Origin of the sequence: Cytobacillus praedii (genome assembly GCF_001439605.1) — a bacterium.
In the GTDB taxonomy this organism is placed as follows: domain Bacteria; phylum Bacillota; class Bacilli; order Bacillales; family Cytobacillaceae; genus Cytobacillus; species Cytobacillus praedii.
Genome location: NZ_LMBX01000037.1, coordinates 1 through 20,502, shown reverse-complemented (window position 1 = coordinate 20,502; position 20,502 = coordinate 1). Strand labels below are relative to the sequence as shown.

Here is a 20,502-nt window from a genome sequence, read left to right as displayed (position 1 = left end):
AATGCATCGTTCCGAGAAGATTTGGTTAACGTTAAGCTTTGGTATGATCATGGTGTTTATGATCTTTGCAGGTTATCAAGCATTTGCTTTAGAAATGGGACCACCAAGTCATGGTGAAAGAATAGATCCGCAAAAGGTAGATCAAACAGCACCTTTTGATCAGCCTGGAATTAAGCAAATTGGGGAAAATGAATACGAAGTCGTGATGACATTACAAATATTCAGCTTTACTCCTAGTGATATTGAAGTTCCAGCAGGATCAACTGTACATTTTACATTAACTTCTAAAGATGTAGTACACGGATTTCAAGTGGCTGGAACAAACATAAATGCAATGGTTATGCCAGGTTATGTGCAAAAAATCACTCAAAAGTTTGATAAAGCTGGTGAATATTTAGTGCTTTGTAATGAATATTGTGGTGCTGGTCACCAATTAATGGGTACCACTATTACTGTAAAATAAAGGAGGGAAGCTAGCGTGGAAACAGTCATCTCACATAAAGGAAATTCAAGTGTATTAAAGGAAAAAGCTAATAAAATACTTGGAGTTAATCTTCAGGATGCTAAAATATCGAAATCATATTTATCTGTTGCATTTATTGCTTTATTAATTGGCGGAACTTTAGGGTTATTACAAGGGTTAAACCGTGCAGGCTTATTAGAATTACCATCATGGCTTAACTACTATCAAGTGTTAACAGCACACGGATTATTACTAGTCGTTGTGTTTTCAGCTACATTTACAATTGGTTACTTTTATGCCGGTATGTCCCATACATTAGGGGGACTCCTTCCAAAAGTTAGAATGATGGTTTGGATTGGTTTCTGGCTAAAAATAATAGGTGTCGTTTTAGTAGTGATACCAGTATTAATGAATAAAGCTTCTGTAATGTATACTTTCTACCCGCCAATGGCTGCTGACCCAATGTTCTACTTTGGTCTAGTATTTGTTGTTCTTGGTGTATGGATGGCCTGCTTTGGCGGATTCATTCAAGTTGCTAATTGGAGAAAAAATCATAAAGGTCAGCATCTACCGATCTTTTCATTTTTTGCAACTGGAGTATTTGTATTATTAGTTGGTGCAACAGCATTTGTTGCTGTAGAAGTTATTTTCATGATTATCCCTTGGTCTCTTGGCTGGGTTGATACGATTAATGTTATGGTTGCTCGTACATTGTTCTGGGCATTTGGCCATACGGCAGTTAATATTTGGTATTTAACAGCAGTTTCTGCATGGTATGTAATTGTACCAAAAGTTATTGGCGGAAAACGATGGAGTGACTTACTTACTCGTATCGTTGTTATTGCCTTAGTTATTATGAATATTACTGGTGGATTCCACCATCAAATTGTTGACCCTGGTATTTCAGAATCAGTTAAATACATGCACGTATTTATGAGTTTAGCTATTGGATTCCCATCTTTAATGACTGCTTACGCAATGTTTGCTGTATTTGAAAAAACTGCAAGAAAACAAGGCGGAAAAGGTTTAATCGGATGGTACAAGAAAATGCCTTGGAGTGATGTTCGTTTCCTTGCACCATTCATCGCAATGCTTGCTTTTATCCCAGCAGGTGCAGGCGGTATCGCTCAAACTACTAACCAATTAGACCAAGTTGTTCATAACTCAATGTGGATCGTTGGACACTTCCACTTAACATTAGGTATGTCAGTTGCAATGACATTCTTTGGTATTAGTTATTGGCTTGTTCCTTATTTATCTAAGCGAGTATTGACTAAAGGAATGAACCAATTCGGTGTTGTAACAACTGTTATTTGGACAATTGGTATGATCACAATGTCAGGTGCAATGCATACAGTTGGATTATTAGGATCACCACGTAGAACTTCTTATTCTACTTATTTTGAAAATGCAACAGCATTAAGCTGGGACCCATATTTAATTTTCCTAGCAATTGGCGGTACATTATTAATGGTTGCCGCAATCATGCAAGTTTATGCTGTGTTTAACCTAATGTTCTTTGCTCCAAAAGGAGAAACAGAATTCCCAATTGCTGAAGTAGAAGAAGGAGAAGCAAAAACTCCATATTGGACTGAACGTTGGGGTATTTGGATTGTTCTTATGATCATTGTTGTTGCAATGGCATATGTCATTCCATTAACAGACTTTATCGTAAATGCACCTCCAGGATCACCACCATTTAAAACATGGTAATTAGAAAAGAGGAAGCGCCTTCCTCAGTGGCTTATGACTCGAGCCCTTAGGCGCTGGAGATAGACAATACGAAAAGCGGATGCTTCTTGCTCACTGGAGAGAGATAATTGATAAATAAAGAGATAGCTCGATGTTGGGCTATCTCTTTCTGCTCAAAAAAGAAGTATAGGTTTTTAAACAGCCTAGTAAATAAGATTTGGGAAGTGATTTCCATGATCAAAAATCGGCACAATACATTTGCATCTATCCTCGTTATTTTATTTGGAATCGTCCTATTTTATTTTGGGACGGACGGTTTCCAAGCGTTTACTGCAGAAACCGCTAGAGTTAATCAATTAATGGATGATAAGCCTAGGTTTCCAGATGTGACACTGGAGGATAGTAATGGAAGGAAATATTCAATTTCTGAGTTTAAAGATAAGTATGTATTTATTACATTTCTTTATACTTCCTGTGCAACGGTTTGTCCTCAGTTAGAAATGAATATGTCAAAGGTTTATGATTTATTGCCATCGAAGTATATTGGCGAGGATATCGTATTCTTAAGTATTAGCTTTGACCCAAAAAGAGATGACCCAGAAACATTAAATAAATACAAAGATGCCTTTAATAGTGATGGGGAAACTTGGAGAATGGCAAGAATTCCGAATCAATCTGAATTAGATTCCCTGCTAAAAAAATTCGGTGTGATAGTTATCCCTGATGGGAATGGGAATTTCTCGCATAATTCAGCCTTTTATTTAGTAGATAAAAAAGGCCGTTTAATAAACGTTATGGATTATCAAGAAATTGATGAAGCAGCTAAAAAGGTTACAAATATACTTGTAAATGAAACGGAGGAATAATAATGAATCAGAAGACATTTGGCTTAGGATTATTTATTTTTTTGATTATTCCTCCTGTTGCAAATTTAATGGAATCAGTCATGATCATTCATATGCATATGCAGATGCCTATCTTAGTTATAACTGGCTTCCTAATGGCACCTTTCTTTCAATCAAAATTTCCCCGTTTCTTTGAAAAGTGGAATCAAAATGGAATCCCAGGAATTCTGTTATTTATCATTGTTGTTGGTTATTGGATGCTTCCGCGAACAATGGATGAAGCATTAGAATTATGGGCGGTAGAATTATTTAAATTTATTAGCTTACCCTTTTTAGCTGGAGTGCCCTTAAGAGATAGTTGGAGAAAGCTAGGACAAGCAGGAAAAAATGCAGTAATAATCTTTTTTTCAATCGCCTTTATTACTATGGGCTGGTTATATATTAATGCTACAATGCAATTATGTAATAATTATTTATTAATTGAACAAATTACACTTGGATGGGGATTCCTAACTATGGGGATAGCTTTTGTGATCTTTTTAGGGTATCGATTTTTCTTTAACCCATCTGCATATGAATAATTATTTTACGATAGTCTTTGTATAAGAAGGCTATCTTTTTTCATATTTTATAGGGATCTTTAAAGTTTTTTTTGTTTTTACTTTCAAATCATGCATTTATTCTTTATGATAGGGGGTATGAAAAACAATGAAGGGAACAGCCATTCATGTGGAAAAAGACTCGAGATTTTCTGGATAAACTGACACCTGCCCAAGTCATTACAAGCTATTATTTACTGGCGGTAACAGTTTCAGTTTTATTACTGCGATTACCTGGTGTTCACAAACCTGGAGTTAAAGTTGATTTTATTGATACCGTATTTACAGCAATTAGTGCTGTAAGTGTAACGGGATTATCTGTGGTTAATATATCAGAAACATATAGTGTTTTTGGATATTTTGTCATTATGGCAATCCTGCAATTTGGCGGGGTTGGAATTATGGCGATTGGTACATTTTTTTGGATGATTCTTGGTCGAAAAATTGGCTTGAGGAGCCGCAAGCTAATAATGGTTGACCATAATCAGTTTGCTTTATCCGGGCTTGTTCATTTAATTAGAGAAATTATTAAAATTATCTTTTTAATAGAATTAATTGGTGCGCTTGTTTTAGGTTTTCACTTTTTAAACTATTATCCTTCTTGGGAAGATGCAATGCTTCATGGGCTTTTTGCTTCGATAAGTGCAACTACAAATGGGGGAATGGATATTACAGGAAATTCTCTTGTGCCTTATGCAGGGGATTATTTTGTACAATTAATTAATATAATTTTAATTACTCTCGGTGCAATTGGTTTTCCAGTTTTGATTGAAGTGAAGCAATATTTATTTAGAAAAAGGGAAGAGCAAGAGATCCCCTTCCGTTTTACTTTGTTTACTAAGCTTACTACTTTAACTTTTGCTGGTCTGCTGGTTGTAGGAACCATTATTATTTTAGTTTTTGAATTTCAGCATTATTTAAAAGGACTTACCTGGCATAAAAGTTTTTTCTATGCATTTTTCCAATCTGCTACTACTAGGAGCGGTGGACTATCAACAATGGATGTTAGTGATTTTTCAATGCCAACATTATTAGTAATGAGTCTAATGATGTTCATCGGTGCATCGCCAAGCTCGGTCGGTGGAGGTATTCGGACGACAACCTTTGCTTTAAATATTTTATTTGTCTATCATTTTGCAAAAGGGAAAATGGATGTAAAAATATTTAATCGCGAACTTCATCATAATGACATAATGAAATCGTTAGTTATTACGATCTTAGCCACAATTATGTGCTTTACGTCAGTTGTATTAATAAGTATTACAGATAGCCAGCACGAATTAATTGAAATAATTTTTGAAGTGTGTTCCGCATTTGGAACGACAGGCTTGTCTATGGGAATCACAGCGGAGTTGAGTGATTTTGGAAAGTGTATTTTAATGATTTTAATGTTTATCGGTAGAATTGGGTTAACATCCTTCCTATTTATTATTGGAGGGAAGGAACAGAAGGCAAATTATCATTATCCGAAGGAAAGAGTCATTATCGGATAAAATTAACCCGAGGCAATTGCCTCGGGTTTTTTGTAAGGATAAGAAAGATTACTTTGGTGTTAGAGAATCGTCTATCCATCGCCTATCGCCAATCAATCTTCAGGTTCCCACAGCAATGATTGCGTCAACATCCGTTCGCACTAGCTCACCTTGCTTCCTTTATTAAAAGAACCGGCCCTTCCCGTTTGAGCGGTGTTGAACAATGCGCTTGTGTTTTTCTTATATTAATCTGTACCGCGGCTTACATCTTTAGTCGGATGCATAAAAGGATATGCATGTGGCTTCTTTTTTCTTTCTAACAGTTCTTTATTTTCTGTGGTGTTCCAGCCAATGTCATTCGTAGGGTGTACCCATTCATCCCCAGCCATAATGGCTGGGTCGACTTCAACACTCCAGTTTTCTAAAGGAGAATTTTCCGATGCATAATAGCTGTCTCCAATTATTACACCTTGGGAATTTTTAAAAGGAGGCTCCATCTTAATTCCCGTACCTTTAAAGCTTGGCGCTTCAATTTGATGTGGAAGTGTTTCGTCTATTCCAATACTCTCCATATGTTGTTCTTTATTTTTTTTCATGTGCAGTCATCATCCTTTTTATAATAGTTTCTGTTGTAATTTTTATTTTATTTAAGAAAAAATAGGAAGATTCCCTCCCGAATGAAATGAAGAAGAAGGAGAAAAATAGAAAGGAATTCATGATAAAGGAGGCGTAAATCTTGGCAAAAAGAAAAGCACAATTCGATGCTGTAGAAAAATATAGCAAAACACCAAAGAAAAATGTTGCAGAATCGGAGTTTTCTGCAGAGTTTAGTCAAGGGGATAACCCAATGAAAGGTGCTAATCGAAATTCTAAGCAGGGAAGAAAGGGAAGATCGTAGTGGGTAAAAAAATCCAAAAGCAAAAAAACGCTGCTGCAAATGTGGAATTCGGCAATGAATTTGGTGATATGAATGCAAGTAAGCAATATGAGATCCCTTTCATGAATGAAGATAAAAAGAAGAAGAAGAAATAATTAAAACCGGCTAATAAAGCCGGTTTTGTATTATTATCCCTTTTCAAGTGTAGAATATATCATCGTTTTTTCTGGGTTTGAATCAAAATAGGTTAGAATAGTCGTTCCTCTTTTTTCAATCGTGCCTTCTGAAAAATATTTATCCAAATCAAAAGTAAGCTTCTCAATAAGGGTATGTTTAAATAAATCTTTCTCAGTAAGCCCCAGATTAACAAAATTTTGACCAAATTGGTTTGGAGACTGAATAATACTTTGATAGATGACAGATCTCTCTCCCTTATCGTAACTTGCACTTGGTCCCCACCATGGCTTTCTAGGTTTGTACTTTTGCCTAGATAAGTAATCATATTTCATTAATCCTTCTATTACATCAAGGTCTTCAATATCCCTTGTCTCAAGAAACTCATACAAACGTTTGAATAAGTCTTCTAGCTGGTGTCCAATTCTTGACCAGCCCTTTTGTTCCCAAAAGCTTCCGAAGTCTTGAAAGAAATCGAATGGAGAAGGGAAGGTATTTGTGACAAGATATTCAATGGTAAAATCCATTCGATGATCATTCCAATATTTTTCAAGAACATCTTCTACTTGCTTAATTCGAATAATATCATCAAATGAAAGAACATTATTTCCGAGCATTTCATATGGGGAATGATCCATATAAATATATTTATGGTCTTCCGCACGTAATCTGAGACCAGTCCCTCTTAATAACTTAAGAAACCCTAACTGTAATTCTTCTGGTCTCATTGCAAATACATCGTTGAAAGTTTTCCTAAATGAATGATAATCCTCTTCAGGAAGACCGGCTATTAAATCGAGATGCTGATCAATCTTACCGCCTTCCTTTACCATCGTAACCGTGCGGGAGAGCTTCTCGAAGTTCTGTTTCCTCATTACAAGCTCATTTGTATAATCATTTGTTGATTGCACTCCAATTTCAAAGCGGAATAATCCCGGAGGAGCCTCCTGATTTAAAAATTCGATTACCTCTGGCCGCATAATATCTGCTGTGATTTCAAATTGAAATACGGTTCCAGGCAAATGCTCATCAATCAGGAACCGGAACATTTCCATTGCATAACTTCTGCTAATATTAAAGGTTCGGTCAACAAATTTAATCGTTTTTGCTCCATTTTGCATTAAATAACGAATGTCTTCCTTAACCTTCTCCCTGTCGAAATAACGTACACCTACTTCAATGGATGAAAGGCAGAATTGACAGCTAAATGGGCAGCCGCGGCTTGTCTCAATATAAATCACTCTCTTGCTTAAATGAGGAATATCCTCTTTGAATCTGAATGGTGAAGGAAGCTCTCGCAGATCAAGTTTATTTCTTTGAGGATTTATTTTTATTTGCCCTTCTTGCCGGAAAGCAATTCCGTGAACATTCTCCATTTGCTTATCTCCATTTAGCTCGGTAAGCAATTGTTTAAATGTTTCTTCTCCTTCACCAATAGCAATGAAGTCAAATTCCTTAATGTTCTCCATCCACACAAAAACATCATAGGATACCTCGGGACCGCCTACTATAATTTGAATAGCCGGATCAATTTTTTTTATCATTTTTACGACTTTAATTGTCTCTTCAATATTCCAAATATAACAGCTAAAGCCAATAATAGCAGGCTTCTTTCTAATTAGATCGGTCACTATATTCATAATTGGATCTTTGATTGTATATTCCGCAAGTTCAATATTAAACTCTGGCTCAGCAAATGCTTTCAAATAGCGGATGGCAATATTTGTATGGATGTATTTTGCGTTTAGTGTGGAACAAATAATCTTCATAAAAGAACTCCTTTAAGAGTAATAAAAACATCAACTTACTATTATAACCCATTGTTGACAATTTGGGTAGAAAAAAGTCAATTATAAGCAATAAAGCTGTGGAAAGGCTAATTGTTTAGATAATATAGAAGAACGGAAGGAATCTCAATGGAATATGTTAATAAAGAGAGCAGCCAATTGAAAGAGGATTCATGTATTTTTAAAATAGAAAATACATGAAATAAAGGCCGAAAAAATTTAAGGTAGTAGAAAAGAACATTGATAAATAAGGAAAATAATAATTAATTTAATATGGGATAAGGAGGGTTTCAGTTGGTGAAATTCTTTATTGATCCGGGACATGGCGGAATAGACTCGGGGGCAGTCGGAAATGGCCTTCAAGAAAAGAACCTTACACTGCAAATTTCAAAAAATATTAGAGATATACTAAATGAATACGAAAATGTTCAAGTTAAACTTAGCCGTGAAGGGGACGAAACGCTTTCACTAACTCAGAGAACAGATGCCGCAAATTCTTGGCGAGCTGATTATCTATTGTCAGTCCATATTAATTCAGGCGGTGGTACGGGGTTTGAAGATTACATTTATCCGACTGCTAGTTCAGATGCGGTAAAGTATCAAAATGTGATTCATGCAGAAATAAAAAAGGAAGTTGACTTTCAAGATCGGGGAAAAAAGAAAGCTAATTTTCATATGATAAGAGAAAGCAAAATGCCTTCAATTTTAACAGAAAACGGATTTATTGATCATCCATCTGATGCAGCTAAATTAAAACAGCAATCCTATATTGAAAGGATAGCTCTCGGGCATGTGAATGGTTTGGTACGTGCCTTTAATCTACAGGAAAAAGAACCAAAACCCCCAATGTGGGACGGATTGGAATTGCATAAAGAACAAATTGGCCGCATCAGAATTTTAAAAAGAATCAACTTATGGAAACGCGATGCGAATGATCAGCTTTTTTTCGTTAGGATTTTACAGCCTGGTGAGGTTTACAGAGTCTATGGTTATGATGATCTTTATTTTGGACAATACGATGTAGGGGATAATCACTGGATTACTAAAATAGACGGCTATATCAAATATGAAACTCCGTCAAAGGCCTTGTTAAAGAAGGCGAATGAATTTTATCAATAACAAAAGGTCCCTTTCAATAACGAGAGGGACTACTTTTTTACCTATTTTAAAGGACGTTCAAATGTTAAGATTTCATCATCAAGGTGAAGAAAATTGCTGTTCAACCAACCGTTTGACATCCAGTACAGCTGCATTATAGAAGTGCGGTGCAAGAGAATCCTTAATGAAATTTACCATTGCACAAGCAATACTGGAAAGTGATTTTGGTAAATCTGAACTTGCTGTAAAAGCAAATATCTCTTTTTGATTAAAGGTAAACTCGACCCAGAAAGGAGATGTTTACTATAAAAAGACTAAGAATTTTAAAAATGGCCAACGGATTGAGGGAACTGCTGCCTTTTATAAGTTTCAGAGCTGGGAAGCGTGTGTAGATTATAAAGCAGTGTGTTTTTTTTAGATGCCTCAATATATGCCCCTTTGGGGTGTATTAGAGTATAAGGAAGCTTGCAGGATTATTTGGGAGTGTGGGTATGCAACGGATCCAAACTATCCACAAAAACTAATTGAACTAATTGAAAAGTATAAGCTATTTGAAGATGATTCAATACCTATTAAGGAAAGGGATGAAAAGGTGGAACAAATTGCCAAACGGGTTGAAGAAATAAAAAAATTAAATGGGTAAAAAGATGCTATCTTAAGTTATAGAAACGAGGCTGTCTACACAATAGGTTGTGACAGACAGCTTTATTCATTCAGAAGATATCGGATTTATCTTGAATTTACTCATTTTTAGATTCCATTATCATTGCATAAGCAAGGTAGCCGATTAAACTAATAAATAATCCGGTTCCGCCAACAATATAAATCATTGTAAACACTTTTCCTAAAGTTGTCTGTGGTGTAAAGCTTGGATGACCAACTGTACTTAACGTGGCTATGCAAAAGTATATCGAGTCAACTACAGATAGACCTTCCTGCTTAACATAGAAAATAGTTCCTGAAAGTAACACTACCAAAACGAGTACAAATAAAACCTGGAAGTTTTTCATTTTAAAAGCATGCCATAAGGCTTTTAGCAAACGTTTCAGTGTAAGAATAAATGAGATCATTGCCGTATTGAAATCCTCTCTGCCATAGCATATAAATAAGTTAAACTAGTGTTGTAAATTATGTTAGTTTAACTATACATTCTTAGATGGAAAAATGATAGTTGGAGGTTTTGATGCAATGCATTAAGGATTGAAAGATGTAAGCATAGCTATCATAAAATTAGAAGGGTTCATTCATCGATTGTCCAAAAGTTTCGTTACTTTTGTGTTTTAATAATTTGTTTACTATATATAAAGGAAAAGAGAGGGGGATATATATGCCTGCAAAAAATGATGAATTAGATAATTTGCTGTATTTCTTATTCCAATCTTGGTCCATTCAATCAAGTTCTAAATGGACTGAGGATAATCCTGCAAAGGGGCAATGCGGGGTAACGGCATTAGTGGTAAACGATATTTTCGGCGGAGAAATATTGAAAACCAAGTTGTCAGGTGGATGGCACTTCTACAACAGTATCGATGGAAAGCGTTATGATTTTACTAAATCTCAATTTAGAGAGGAAATTAATTATAAAGATAGTAAATCCAATAGGGATGAGGCTTTTTTGGATACCAATCCAAAACAATATACATATTTAAAACAAAGGGTAGAAGAATTAATCCTAGTATCGCAGGAAGACATCAACTAACCCAATGGAACTGTAGCAATGAATGAATAAAAAAGTAAAAGAAGCCTGTTGCAATAATTAAATGAAAAATAGTTTGTTTTCGATTTTTTTCGTGATAACATTCGATTGCTTGATAGGTGTTAGATATAAAGATTGCAGCATAACAGATTGTTAAACCTAAATCTAATTTTCCGGTAAGCAAAGAAATAAATATGAAGACTAATAGAATAAAACCAAATACCTTTTTCAAACAAATTTCACCCCATACTTACATATTATTCCTAGTAATTGCTTTTGTATAGGTTAAAATTATAAAATATTAAATATTCAAAATAAAAAGAGGGTTTCCCCTCTACTCACCATCAATAGGGTGTAGTGCGTAAGCTCCTTTGTCGCAACAGGAGGGACAAATTGGCTCGTTGTTTATATAGGCCATATTCTCAAAACTAGCTAGTTCTCCACATTCATTACAAACGATAAATTCACTCAAAATAATCACCCTTTCAATGATTTAGTATTAAGTGTATTAGGATAAAAGCATTTTTATGAAAAGAAGGTATTATTTATTATAAATGAAAAAGGTGTTAACTAGGTAAAAATTATCCGACAACAATTTACTCATCCTTTCCTATGAAAATCAAATTATATCAATTAAAAAAAAGGAAAAAAATAAAAAATGTAAAATATATAAAAATATATGATTATTTAGGAGTTGGTATGAATGTCGACATTATTTAAAAGAATTGATACTGTTTTTTTACAAGTAAATGACTTTGATGGGACTATCAAATGGTATTGTGATGTACTAGGATTTACACTTCGCTGGAAAGATGATAAAGGCGGGTACGCTGCTCTAAATATTGGAGAAACTGCATTAACATTAGTTCGTTCAAAGACAGAGCCTCCTAAAAACGCAAATATATCATTTAATTTCTATACTGCTGATATAGAAAGTGCACAACAGCTTCTCCTTCAAAACAATGTAAATGTGGGATCGATTAATGAAGATGGACAAGTTAAATGGTTTAAATTTCAAGATATAGAAGGGAATGAGTTAGAAGTTTGTTATTTCAAAGAATAACGTAACATATACAGTAAATTTCTTGGATGATAAAATACACATTGACTTAATTGACTATTTCAAATAAAATGATTTCTAATTATTAAATATTGGTAATAAAGCGATGAAAAGAAGAGTAATTTTGATTGTTTATTTTCAGAGAGCTCCAGTTGGTGGGAAGGAGTAATAAAAATCTTAATGAACAAAGACTTGGAGCTTCGTGATGGATCTAAGATTAAATTCTTAGTGATGATGCGACGGGATCTCCCGTTAAAGAGATAGGGTATACCCAATACATGAATTGGCGTACCTGAAGAGGTTGATGTGGCAACATATCAATAAACTGAGGTGGTACCACGAAGTTATAACTCTCGTCCTCAAGACAAATCGTCTTGGGGGTGGGAGTTTTTTGTTTTTAAGAATTATTTAACATAAATAGTCAGATAAACAATAGGAGATTGGAGTGAAGTAAAATGGCAAATGATCAAACAATCCGAAGAAGAGAGAAATTAGAAATGATGAAATCGGATGGGATGTCAGTATATCCAGAAAGTTTTTCAGTAAATTATAACCTTAATGAAGCGGTACATCTTGAGGATGGGGTGGATGGTGTACGAATCGCAGGAAGAATCATGTCTATTAGAAACTTTAGTCATTTACGTTTTATAACGATCTCAAACATCGAAGGGACTCTGCAGCTTCTTTTGAAAAAGGATGAAATCGGTGGGTCACTTTACACACAATTCTATCATTGGTTTGACATCGGAGATTTTATCGGAGTGGAAGGGCAGATGTACACAACCAAGACTAATGAGAAGACACTTCGTGTAAAGAATTATGTCTTTCTTGGAAAGGCATTGCGTCCTCTCCCTGAGAAATGGCACGGACTAAGCAATGTTGAAAGCCGATACCGTCAGCGTTACTTGGATATGATGATGACAAAAGAAACTAAAATGCGCTTAATAACAAGGACAAAATTAGTTCGTTCGATTCGCAACTTCTTTGAAGACCATCATTTTTTTGAAGTAGAAACGCCTGTTTTACAACAAACCTCATCAGGTGCAATTGCAATGCCTTTTAAGACCTATCACAATTCTTTAGGTATCGAACTACATTTACGAATTGCTCCTGAAACTTATTTGAAGAGATTAATTGTAGGTGGTTTTACGAGGGTATTTGAATTTGCAAAATGTTTTAGAAATGAAGGAATCAGTCCTCAACATCTGCAGGAATTTACCATGGTGGAAGGATATGCTGCGTACTGGAATTATGAGGATACAATGAAACTAATGCGCGAAATGATGCTGTATATCCTTGAAGATACATTTCAAACCACAAAAATTGATATAGGAGGCCAAATAGTTGATTTTTCATTAGACTGGAACATTGTTTCATTTAGGGATGTGATTTTTAAAGACACAGGCATCGATATAGATCTTTTTCCTGAGGTAAAGGATTTATTCCAAGAAACGAAGAATAGAAATATTAATTTGGACCATTTAGATATTGAATTATTAGGAAGAGGGAACTTCATCGATCTTCTTTATAAGAAAGTGTGCAGACCACAAATAATTACGCCTACTTTTTTGATTCAGCATCCCATTGATTTATCTCCACTTGCTCGAGCGAATGATAAAAACCCAGCTATAACTGATCGCTTTCAATTAATTGTAAATGGGGCAGAGATCATAAATGCTTATTCAGAATTGGTGGACCCAATTGAGCAAAGAAGAAGATTAGAGGAACAAGCATCCTTAAAAAATAACGGAGATGCGGAGGCAATGGAGATGGATGAAGACTATTTAACGGCAATGGAATATGGAATGCCACCCATCTCGGGTTGGGGTTTTGGGATTGAACGTTTGCTAATGGTCCTGACTAATTGTGAAACAATTAAAGATTGTGTGTCTTTTCCTTTGACAAGAAAATTGTAGTACTCTCTTAAACACTCTCCTTCTTTATTAAACTGCAATCACTAAAGAATAAAAGAAGGAGAGCAAAGGATATTTATTCATATGCAGGATTTGCGATAGGAATGAGAGAAGGCAGATACGAACTAAATCAAAGCCGGTTAGAGCATATTAATGAATTAGGAGAGCCTTTTTGCTTTAAATAGCAGAAATATCAAAAAACTAATCTTCTATTTCAACAAAGTCTTTTAAGTTTTTTTCAATGATGTTATTAATGTTTTTAATAGTTAGAGGGGATGTATCTTCAAATACGCTATATAGAGATTGAATGGTTGCGTAAAGTTCTTTGTTATTTGCTAAATCCTCACGTGTAATTGTAAAGGATTCTAATGTTTCTGGGAATTGGTGTTGTTTAAGAATCAGTTCAATTTTTTCTAGGAGTATAAGCATGTTGGTATCTTCAAAAAATTTTAATGCTGCTTTAATTGCTGACCAGCTTTTAGGTTGTGCGATAAAATAAGCGCTCCACCAAAAGAATTCAATAGATGATTTACTTACATGAATGTAGTAAGCATAAAACATAAATAATGCCCTTTGGCCTTCCGTTAGTTCCTCGTAAAATTGTTCCTTCATCTGAGTAGAATCTGTTTGTTCTGCCATTCTCTTCTTGTAATGCTTAATAAGCGGTTCAAAGCATTTTGTACTGAGATCAGCATCTGTTATTGAATTAAAATCTTGCCTTTTAATCTTTGCTTGCAATTACTATCACACTCCTTGCGTTATTATACAACATTTGGAAAAAGTGTGATAGTCAAAAATACATAGGAGAACTCGAAATGACAAAATGAATAAAAGTCTATACTGTAAAAAAATGTAAGATCACCAATAAGTGATTGATTGTCTCATTGATAATTTCCAAAAGTATGAAAGCTTATTTGAAGACGATCACTCAACTGGCTGAACAAATAAAATGGAATGTGCTATTTTCTTCCTTAATTATAAAGATAGGGGTGACTTAAACCTTTGTAGAAAGAAACTTTATTGAATTTTATTATTTCGGAGCCTAGCAAAAGGATTGTGCAAACAAGGACTTTTTTTTCATGATATCACTGGGCTATTGGAGTGGATTACTGGAGTTAGAGCCAGAAGAGTGATTTGAGGCTTTTAGCTAGAGGGAACAGCTGAAATCTTTAATCAGCCCATTAATTTAAGAATAAAATTAAAACCATGTCAAATATTAAGTGGTGAGTATGAAGGAATAAAAAGGGTGTGGAAAGTATGACATTTCAAGAAGGGTTAAAGCAGGTAGAAAAAGCGAATAAAACTATTGTTGATGCAAACGAATTAATTGTTGATGCGACAATGAATGCTTTCCTATTCACTTGGAGCTGGTGGATAGCGTTAGCCATGTTAGTTGTACCATGGTTCCTTTGGGCAATTTTCCGAAAAAGGGAAAGTTCCGCAAGACTCTTGTTTGTTGGATTTATTATAATGTTATTATCAACATACCTAGATGGAATAGGAGTTGATTTTGGCAAATGGACCTATCCAGTTAAAGTGATTCCGTTACCAACGATAAGCTATTCCTTCAGAAATTCAGTCATTCCCGTGACAATTATGTTTTTAATTCAATATAAATCACACCTCAATCCATTCTTTAAGGCACTTGGGTTTGGAGCATTTGGTGCTTTTGTAGGTATGCCCATTATGTCTATGCTTGATCTATATAATAAAGTGGACTGGGCATATACCTATTCTTTTTTTATTTTTACAGCTCTGTTCTTAATCGGTCATTGGTTTAGCAGGAGGAAAAGCTTTGAAATGATTGGGGGCAAATAGAAAATAATGCAGGCTTATTCGTTAGCCTATTTTATCTAAGTTTCCTTTCAAATATTAGCTCCATTGTGATTGCTTGGCCGCCTGATGCAAAGGGAGGAGTTAGAATTTGATGAAGCCTCCACCCTTCGCGTGAGTGTTCATGAACAATCTCATGGTAATCTTCTTTCGGATATTTACTAAATGTGCCAACTGCAACTTCGACAAACTTGTATTCATACATGTGCATCACTCCTTTATTTCTTGATTCTACTACGTTGGACTAGGCTAAATAGTTTCATAAAGCTCAATTATCATCATTTCTCATGAAGAACCATGATAGAAATTCTTTAATATCTCAACCTTCAATGAAATACTACACCATAATTTTTGCAAAAAGGTAAGAATTAAGCTAGAGCCTAGAGAACAAGTCTAGTTGCATAAATTGACTTTTGCATAACATGCTAATCGTTCTTTAGTAAGTCTTGTACATAACAGGCTGTCAGTTTGAACTTGAGTTGTCATAGAAAACCCCACGAATTTTTTGTGCTTCTTAATTATATAAAATACGGTAAAAAATAATTTCATTCATATAATAATTGACTATACTTCCAATACTTGTGAAAATTAGAGTGTCATAGAGTACTACTTCACGAGGAGGACGAGGAATGAAAATATTAAAACCGGCTGTATTTGTTTTGCTTTTTCTAGTATTAATGGGGACTGCATTTCTACAATATCCTAAATCCGGACAGGCAGAAACACTTACAGAATACAATGAAAGAGAACTTAGAGCTGTTTGGATTGCTTCGGTAACTAATATTGATTGGCCTTCAAAAAAAGGACTATCAATAGAAAAACAAAAAAAAGAGTTTACGAAACTATTAGACGAAGCAGAGAAAATGGGAATGAATGCAGTTGTCGTCCAAGTTAAACCAACGGCAGATGCATTTTATCCTAGTAAATATGGTCCGTGGTCAGAATATTTAACAGGGACACAAGGGAAAAACCCTGGCTATGACCCGCTAGCATTTATGATTGATGAGGCACATAAGCGTAATCTCGAATTTCATGCTTGGTTCAACCCATACAGAATTTCCATGAATCACACGAATATTAAACGGTTATCAGCAGATCATCCTGCTAGAAAACATCAAAATTGGGTTAAATCATATGGCGGAAAGCTCTACTATAATCCTGGAGTTCCAGAAGTAAAAAAATTTATTATTGATGGAATTTTAGAGGTTGTTAAGAACTACGATATTGATGGTGTTCATATGGATGACTATTTCTATCCTTATAAAGTAAAAGGAAAGGATTTTCCCGATTCTGCTGAATTTAAGAAATATGGAAAGGGGAAATTTAAAACTGTAGCTGATTGGCGTCGAGATAATGTAAACCAGCTAGTACGAGATTTGAATATGGCAATTAAAAAGGAAAAATCCTATGTTAAATTCGGGATTAGTCCATTCGGAGTTTGGAGAAACATTGCAAAAGATTCGACAGGTTCTAAAACAACAGCTGGTTTAAGCAATTATGATGATTTATATGCCGATACAAGAGAGTGGATACGCAAAGGTTATATCGATTATATTACTCCGCAAATCTATTGGAATATTGGCTATAAGCCAGCAGCATATGATATTTTACTAGACTGGTGGGTTAAAGAGACGAAGGGTAAACCAATTCACCTATATATTGGACAAGCAGCCTATAAAATTAATAATGATGCTAGCTTAGCATGGAAAAACCGTGAAGAATATCCAAAACAAATGAACCTAAATCGTCAATATGATACAGTGATGGGCAGTATGCATTTCAGTATGAAAGATTTAAATAGAAATCCACTTGGCATAAAAAATCACTTAACCAATGACCTTTATAAGCAACCAGCGTTAATTCCAACGATGCCTTGGCTTGATAATATTGCACCTCAGCAGCCATATCTTAAGAGTGCTGCACGTACTATGAATGGCACTGAACTTTTTATTGAAGACCATCCTTTAAATCAAGACTCTACATACTTTGCAATTTATCGATTAGAAGGGGATAGTAAGGAAAGCATTGAAGAATCAGTCCGTTTAGTAAAGTCGATACGAAAAACAGGTAAAGAGCAAATATTTCTTGATAAGACGGCTGAAGCTGGAAAGAAATATACGTATCTAATTACATCTTTAGATCGCCTTCATAACGAAAGTGAACCAAGTAATATTGTAATTGTACAATAAAAATAATAACTGAAACCTTCTTGATTGTAATGAGCTAAGAAGGTTTTTTTTCGAATTACTTAATCGGCTTTCCGGAAATGTCAGTATGGAGTTTGCTATAAGCGCATCAAATTGAAGAAGATGATAGTTAAAGTATATTCTTTAATTTTGTTTGGTGTATTGATATATTATCCAGCTATTAGTAATATGACCAAATGCAAGTATAATTACTGATATTCCAAGCCAAATCGATTTTCCCCAAATTGCCGCAAAGCCAAATGCTAATACCGGAAAGATAGCCATTGGTACTGGAATAAATCCAAGAGATTTATATGCAGTAGAATAGGTTCTGCCTTGAACAAAATATCTAATCCATAGAAAATAGTAAAAGCTAATGCAAGCAATCATCAGGAAAAAACAAATATTTATATTAGTTTCTTCAAAATTTGTTTCGGAAATAACTAATAACAACATACAGCTTCCTTGTCCAATTCGCTCTGCAATCGTAAAAATTAAAGCGGGATCTTTTATCTCTTTGGGTATGTTTTGTGGCGGGAATGCAATAAATAGAAAATTTGGTATTAAAATACTAATTACGATTATAAAGCCAATAAGTGAGAATCCCATCCTTTAGTTACCTCCTTCCCGGAGTACATAAATCTCCAATAAACCTATATATAGTTGTTCATTCAAATATTTACAAGAACATTGACTTACGAAACACATGGGTGAAAAGTTTTATTGTGGAATATGATTTTGAAATCTATTGTGAAAGACCGAGGTGGGTCTGCGTGAACAAAAATGAGAAGCAAGTAGTAGAGATTATAAGTACCAATTACCAATTGAAAAGATTATGCGAAATACTAAAAGAATCAAATCTCCCTTTTAATTATTACATTGGTGCAGGGTGCATTACAAACACTATTTGGAACCATCTATCTGGCTATCCTCTAACTTACGGAATATCTGATGTAGATGTCGTATATTTTGATAATAAAGATTTAAGCTTAAGAAGTGAACAAAAATTTACTGGCTACTTGGCTGATAAAATTGGAGATTTTCCCTTTCAATTAGATGTTAAAAATCAAGCAAGAGTTCATCTGTGGTATGAGAAAAAGTTTGGCTTTTCAATTCAGCCCTATGTATCACTCGAAGACGCAATACATAGTTGGCCAACAACAGCTACTTCAATAGGTATTAGAAAAGAGCAAAATGATTTATTCAATATTTATGCACCTTACAATCTGGATGATCTGTTTTCCATGATAGTCAGACCTAATAAGCGTATGATTACACGTGAAATCTATCATAATAAAGCGATAAAATGGCAGAAGAAGTGGCCAAAACTTACAGTTATTCCATGGTGAAATGCTTTGGAGATGGAGTAAGGTAGTGAATTAATACATGTAAATTGCGAAGCAACGTACTTTGGTGAAAGAGTACAATTTGTATAGAGTAAGGTGACCAGGTCACCTTTTTTTATATTCACTAAGTGGAGCAGATTTATAGAAAAAGAAGGGATCCGAGTATCATTTGTAGAAATTGTAAAATATCGGAAATGAAAGGGGGATGAAGGTGTCGGAAATAATCATGCAGAATATGACTATTAAAGAGCTTGCTGAAATAAAGTTAGTAGGGTTTCGAGTTTTGTGTTCTGGCGACCAATATATTGTGGAAATTCCCAAGGCATCATTACATTTAAGCGAGAGAATGAACGAAATTAAACAAGTTGTAAACCCAATACAGCAGTTTGGTGCATTTTTTGTAGAAAACAAAATTGCTGAGGAAGATGGGTATTGGGTTGGTGTTGAAGTAAAAGAGTTTGAGGATATTCCAGCTGATATGATAACAATAACAGTACCACCACAAAGATATGCAGCGGCAAGACATGTTGGTCCTAACTACAAAATAATGGAAACGTATGATCTTTTACATAAATGGATTGAAGAGAACAACTACACAAGACTAAAACATAAATGGCATATTGAAAAATTTTATGATTGGAAGGAAACCGAAAAAGTTGATGTAGAGCTGTTAGACACGATCAAGTAAAATCTATTGATGTGTTTCAAGAAAAATTAGAAACGTTTTTCTAATGAAATTAGTGGATTAAGAGAGTATGAACTTAAAATGTTTAATTACTAAGTCCAATTAATGATTCGTTTTCTGGGGGTTATGATGGGATATATCGAGGGGTTACGAAATTTGGTTGGGAATCAGCCTCTTATATTAGTTGGAGTGGCGGTTTCGGTAATAAATGAGATTGGTGAATTCCTTTTACAAAAGAGAAGTGACGGAGTTTGGGGAGTTCCGGGAGGGTTTATGGAATTAGGTGAATCTGCCGAGGAAGCTGGCAGAAGAGAGGTTTTAGAAGAAACAGGAATTGAAATTGGCAATCTTGATTTAGTAGGAGTTTTTTCGGGGAAGCAGTATCATGTTAAACTGCAGAATGGGGATGAATTCTACCCTGTTACCATTGCATTTGTTACAAAAGAAATTAAAAGTGGAATCTTAAAAGCAGATGGGCAAGAAACAACTGAAGTGAAATTTTTTAAGGTCAATGAATTACCTGAAAAACTTAATCCTCTTATTAAAAATTTAATTAAACAATATTCTTCTTAATCATTTTATTGTGGGTTTAGGTACGCTCGGAGTCTTGTTTGTGAAGCTGGGCTGCTAATCATGACTAAATTTATTAAATCTATATTCAAAATATAAGAAAAAGAACCTATTTATTCAAAATAGGTTCTCAGACTGTAGACAAACTCGATGAAAATCGAGTTTGCCTACAGTCTTTTTTGTTTTAAAATAGAAATAGAACAATA

Annotated in this window: 24 protein-coding genes and 1 other annotated feature; of the genes, 17 read left to right on the top strand and 7 right to left on the bottom strand. The window is 34.7% G+C overall.

Going from position 1 to position 20,502, the window contains the following annotated elements:
• The first annotated feature begins 1 nt into the window (after position 1).
• From ASU02_RS23750 to ASU02_RS23730, 5 genes are all read left to right on the top strand, one after another.
• A complete protein-coding gene (locus tag ASU02_RS23750; protein ID WP_057767904.1) occupies positions 2-463 on the top strand; it encodes a cytochrome c oxidase subunit II in 462 nt (153 codons plus the stop codon).
• 15 nt (positions 464-478) lie between these two features.
• A complete protein-coding gene (locus ASU02_RS23745) occupies positions 479-2,176 on the top strand; it encodes a cbb3-type cytochrome c oxidase subunit I (protein ID WP_057767903.1) in 1,698 nt (565 codons plus the stop codon).
• A gap of 212 nt (positions 2,177-2,388) precedes the next feature.
• The gene (locus tag ASU02_RS23740; protein WP_057767902.1) at positions 2,389-3,021 is read left to right on the top strand and encodes an SCO family protein; all 633 of its coding nucleotides are present in this window, start codon (positions 2,389-2,391) and stop codon (positions 3,019-3,021) included.
• 2 nt (positions 3,022-3,023) lie between these two features.
• Positions 3,024-3,581, top strand: coding sequence for a hypothetical protein (locus tag ASU02_RS23735; RefSeq protein WP_057767901.1), 558 nt, complete (start codon positions 3,024-3,026; stop codon positions 3,579-3,581).
• Between the two features lie 146 nt (positions 3,582-3,727).
• Complete coding sequence (locus ASU02_RS23730) at positions 3,728-5,092, top strand: TrkH family potassium uptake protein (RefSeq protein WP_057767900.1); 1,365 nt, start codon at positions 3,728-3,730, stop codon at positions 5,090-5,092.
• Positions 5,093-5,316: 224 nt separating this feature from the next.
• On the opposite strand, the gene ASU02_RS23725 is transcribed toward ASU02_RS23730, so the two are convergent.
• On the bottom strand, positions 5,317-5,667 hold the full coding sequence (locus ASU02_RS23725) for a DUF3905 domain-containing protein (RefSeq protein ID WP_057767899.1): 351 nt from the start codon (positions 5,665-5,667) through the stop codon (positions 5,317-5,319).
• A gap of 140 nt (positions 5,668-5,807) precedes the next feature.
• On the opposite strand from ASU02_RS23725, the gene ASU02_RS26760 reads away from it, so the two are divergent.
• On the top strand, positions 5,808-5,969 hold the full coding sequence (locus ASU02_RS26760) for a hypothetical protein (protein ID WP_165571574.1): 162 nt from the start codon (positions 5,808-5,810) through the stop codon (positions 5,967-5,969).
• Positions 5,969-6,103: a hypothetical protein gene (locus ASU02_RS27290; RefSeq protein WP_269746011.1), complete on the top strand. Its 135-nt coding sequence runs from the start codon at positions 5,969-5,971 to the stop codon at positions 6,101-6,103. The genes ASU02_RS26760 and ASU02_RS27290 overlap by 1 nt, the downstream gene beginning before the upstream one ends.
• 33 nt (positions 6,104-6,136) lie before the next feature.
• Here the strand turns inward: ASU02_RS27290 and ASU02_RS23720 are convergent, their stop codons facing one another.
• On the bottom strand, positions 6,137-7,891 hold the full coding sequence (locus tag ASU02_RS23720; protein ID WP_057767898.1) for a B12-binding domain-containing radical SAM protein: 1,755 nt from the start codon (positions 7,889-7,891) through the stop codon (positions 6,137-6,139).
• A 315-nt stretch (positions 7,892-8,206) separates the two neighbouring features.
• Here ASU02_RS23720 and ASU02_RS27285 point away from each other — a divergent pair, with 315 nt between their 5' ends.
• Positions 8,207-9,028 (top strand): N-acetylmuramoyl-L-alanine amidase, encoded by an 822-nt coding sequence (locus ASU02_RS27285; protein ID WP_408607309.1) that lies wholly within the window; start codon positions 8,207-8,209, stop codon positions 9,026-9,028.
• Between the two features lie 78 nt (positions 9,029-9,106).
• On the opposite strand, the gene ASU02_RS26150 is transcribed toward ASU02_RS27285, so the two are convergent.
• Positions 9,107-9,205 (bottom strand): DUF2164 family protein, encoded by a 99-nt coding sequence (locus ASU02_RS26150; RefSeq protein WP_332307663.1) that lies wholly within the window; start codon positions 9,203-9,205, stop codon positions 9,107-9,109.
• Between the two features lie 220 nt (positions 9,206-9,425).
• Between ASU02_RS26150 and ASU02_RS23710 the strand changes: the two genes are divergently transcribed.
• Positions 9,426-9,650, top strand: a complete 225-nt coding sequence (locus ASU02_RS23710) for a glucosaminidase domain-containing protein (RefSeq protein WP_157684561.1) — start codon at positions 9,426-9,428, stop codon at positions 9,648-9,650.
• Positions 9,651-9,747: 97 nt separating this feature from the next.
• Here ASU02_RS23710 and ASU02_RS23705 read toward each other — a convergent pair whose 3' ends face one another.
• Complete coding sequence (locus ASU02_RS23705; RefSeq protein WP_057767895.1) at positions 9,748-10,077, bottom strand: potassium channel family protein; 330 nt, start codon at positions 10,075-10,077, stop codon at positions 9,748-9,750.
• Positions 10,078-10,334: 257 nt separating this feature from the next.
• On the opposite strand from ASU02_RS23705, the gene ASU02_RS23700 reads away from it, so the two are divergent.
• From ASU02_RS23700 to lysS, 3 genes are all read left to right on the top strand, one after another.
• Positions 10,335-10,706 (top strand): YunG family protein, encoded by a 372-nt coding sequence (locus ASU02_RS23700; protein ID WP_057767894.1) that lies wholly within the window; start codon positions 10,335-10,337, stop codon positions 10,704-10,706.
• 700 nt (positions 10,707-11,406) lie between these two features.
• Positions 11,407-11,766, top strand: a complete 360-nt coding sequence (locus ASU02_RS23690; protein WP_057767892.1) for a VOC family protein — start codon at positions 11,407-11,409, stop codon at positions 11,764-11,766.
• A 94-nt stretch (positions 11,767-11,860) separates the two neighbouring features.
• Positions 11,861-12,127 (top strand) — a binding site (T-box leader).
• A 91-nt stretch (positions 12,128-12,218) separates the two neighbouring features.
• A complete protein-coding gene (lysS, locus tag ASU02_RS23685) occupies positions 12,219-13,679 on the top strand; it encodes a lysine--tRNA ligase (RefSeq protein WP_057767891.1) in 1,461 nt (486 codons plus the stop codon).
• A 198-nt stretch (positions 13,680-13,877) separates the two neighbouring features.
• On the opposite strand, the gene ASU02_RS23680 is transcribed toward lysS, so the two are convergent.
• Positions 13,878-14,414: a hypothetical protein gene (locus tag ASU02_RS23680; RefSeq protein WP_057767890.1), complete on the bottom strand. Its 537-nt coding sequence runs from the start codon at positions 14,412-14,414 to the stop codon at positions 13,878-13,880.
• Between the two features lie 519 nt (positions 14,415-14,933).
• On the opposite strand from ASU02_RS23680, the gene ASU02_RS23675 reads away from it, so the two are divergent.
• The gene (locus ASU02_RS23675; RefSeq protein WP_057767889.1) at positions 14,934-15,494 is read left to right on the top strand and encodes a CBO0543 family protein; all 561 of its coding nucleotides are present in this window, start codon (positions 14,934-14,936) and stop codon (positions 15,492-15,494) included.
• Positions 15,495-15,525: 31 nt separating this feature from the next.
• Here the strand turns inward: ASU02_RS23675 and ASU02_RS23670 are convergent, their stop codons facing one another.
• Complete coding sequence (locus ASU02_RS23670) at positions 15,526-15,714, bottom strand: DUF4177 domain-containing protein (protein ID WP_057767888.1); 189 nt, start codon at positions 15,712-15,714, stop codon at positions 15,526-15,528.
• 424 nt (positions 15,715-16,138) lie between these two features.
• Here ASU02_RS23670 and ASU02_RS23665 point away from each other — a divergent pair, with 424 nt between their 5' ends.
• The gene (locus ASU02_RS23665) at positions 16,139-17,698 is read left to right on the top strand and encodes a glycoside hydrolase family 10 protein (protein WP_057767887.1); all 1,560 of its coding nucleotides are present in this window, start codon (positions 16,139-16,141) and stop codon (positions 17,696-17,698) included.
• Positions 17,699-17,839: 141 nt separating this feature from the next.
• On the opposite strand, the gene ASU02_RS23660 is transcribed toward ASU02_RS23665, so the two are convergent.
• Positions 17,840-18,304, bottom strand: a complete 465-nt coding sequence (locus ASU02_RS23660; protein ID WP_057767886.1) for a hypothetical protein — start codon at positions 18,302-18,304, stop codon at positions 17,840-17,842.
• 164 nt (positions 18,305-18,468) lie between these two features.
• On the opposite strand from ASU02_RS23660, the gene ASU02_RS23655 reads away from it, so the two are divergent.
• From ASU02_RS23655 to ASU02_RS23645, 3 genes are all read left to right on the top strand, one after another.
• The gene (locus tag ASU02_RS23655; RefSeq protein ID WP_057767885.1) at positions 18,469-19,044 is read left to right on the top strand and encodes a nucleotidyltransferase family protein; all 576 of its coding nucleotides are present in this window, start codon (positions 18,469-18,471) and stop codon (positions 19,042-19,044) included.
• A gap of 232 nt (positions 19,045-19,276) precedes the next feature.
• Positions 19,277-19,729, top strand: a complete 453-nt coding sequence (locus tag ASU02_RS23650; RefSeq protein ID WP_198317486.1) for a GyrI-like domain-containing protein — start codon at positions 19,277-19,279, stop codon at positions 19,727-19,729.
• Between the two features lie 126 nt (positions 19,730-19,855).
• On the top strand, positions 19,856-20,299 hold the full coding sequence (locus tag ASU02_RS23645) for an NUDIX hydrolase (protein WP_057767884.1): 444 nt from the start codon (positions 19,856-19,858) through the stop codon (positions 20,297-20,299).
• The last annotated feature ends 203 nt before the right edge of the window (positions 20,300-20,502 follow it).

What these genes read in the sequence shown, in the direction of transcription:
- ASU02_RS23700 (WP_057767894.1), top strand. Translation starts at nt 10,335, where the DNA reads ATGCCTGCAAAAAATGATGAATTAGATAATTTGCTGTATTTCTTATTC.
- ASU02_RS23740 (WP_057767902.1), top strand. Translation starts at nt 2,389, where the DNA reads ATGATCAAAAATCGGCACAATACATTTGCATCTATCCTCGTTATTTTA.
- ASU02_RS26150 (WP_332307663.1), bottom strand. Translation starts at nt 9,205, where the DNA reads ATGGTAAATTTCATTAAGGATTCTCTTGCACCGCACTTCTATAATGCA.
- ASU02_RS23735 (WP_057767901.1), top strand. Translation starts at nt 3,024, where the DNA reads ATGAATCAGAAGACATTTGGCTTAGGATTATTTATTTTTTTGATTATT.
- ASU02_RS23675 (WP_057767889.1), top strand. Translation starts at nt 14,934, where the DNA reads ATGACATTTCAAGAAGGGTTAAAGCAGGTAGAAAAAGCGAATAAAACT.
- lysS (WP_057767891.1), top strand. Translation starts at nt 12,219, where the DNA reads ATGGCAAATGATCAAACAATCCGAAGAAGAGAGAAATTAGAAATGATG.
- ASU02_RS23750 (WP_057767904.1), top strand. Translation starts at nt 2, where the DNA reads ATGCATCGTTCCGAGAAGATTTGGTTAACGTTAAGCTTTGGTATGATC.
- ASU02_RS23645 (WP_057767884.1), top strand. Translation starts at nt 19,856, where the DNA reads ATGGGATATATCGAGGGGTTACGAAATTTGGTTGGGAATCAGCCTCTT.
- ASU02_RS23705 (WP_057767895.1), bottom strand. Translation starts at nt 10,077, where the DNA reads ATGATCTCATTTATTCTTACACTGAAACGTTTGCTAAAAGCCTTATGG.
- ASU02_RS23725 (WP_057767899.1), bottom strand. Translation starts at nt 5,667, where the DNA reads ATGAAAAAAAATAAAGAACAACATATGGAGAGTATTGGAATAGACGAA.
- ASU02_RS23720 (WP_057767898.1), bottom strand. Translation starts at nt 7,891, where the DNA reads ATGAAGATTATTTGTTCCACACTAAACGCAAAATACATCCATACAAAT.
- ASU02_RS23730 (WP_057767900.1), top strand. Translation starts at nt 3,728, where the DNA reads ATGTGGAAAAAGACTCGAGATTTTCTGGATAAACTGACACCTGCCCAA.
- ASU02_RS23710 (WP_157684561.1), top strand. Translation starts at nt 9,426, where the DNA reads ATGCCTCAATATATGCCCCTTTGGGGTGTATTAGAGTATAAGGAAGCT.
- ASU02_RS23690 (WP_057767892.1), top strand. Translation starts at nt 11,407, where the DNA reads ATGTCGACATTATTTAAAAGAATTGATACTGTTTTTTTACAAGTAAAT.
- ASU02_RS23660 (WP_057767886.1), bottom strand. Translation starts at nt 18,304, where the DNA reads ATGGGATTCTCACTTATTGGCTTTATAATCGTAATTAGTATTTTAATA.
- ASU02_RS23650 (WP_198317486.1), top strand. Translation starts at nt 19,277, where the DNA reads ATGACTATTAAAGAGCTTGCTGAAATAAAGTTAGTAGGGTTTCGAGTT.
- ASU02_RS23665 (WP_057767887.1), top strand. Translation starts at nt 16,139, where the DNA reads ATGAAAATATTAAAACCGGCTGTATTTGTTTTGCTTTTTCTAGTATTA.
- ASU02_RS23670 (WP_057767888.1), bottom strand. Translation starts at nt 15,714, where the DNA reads ATGTATGAATACAAGTTTGTCGAAGTTGCAGTTGGCACATTTAGTAAA.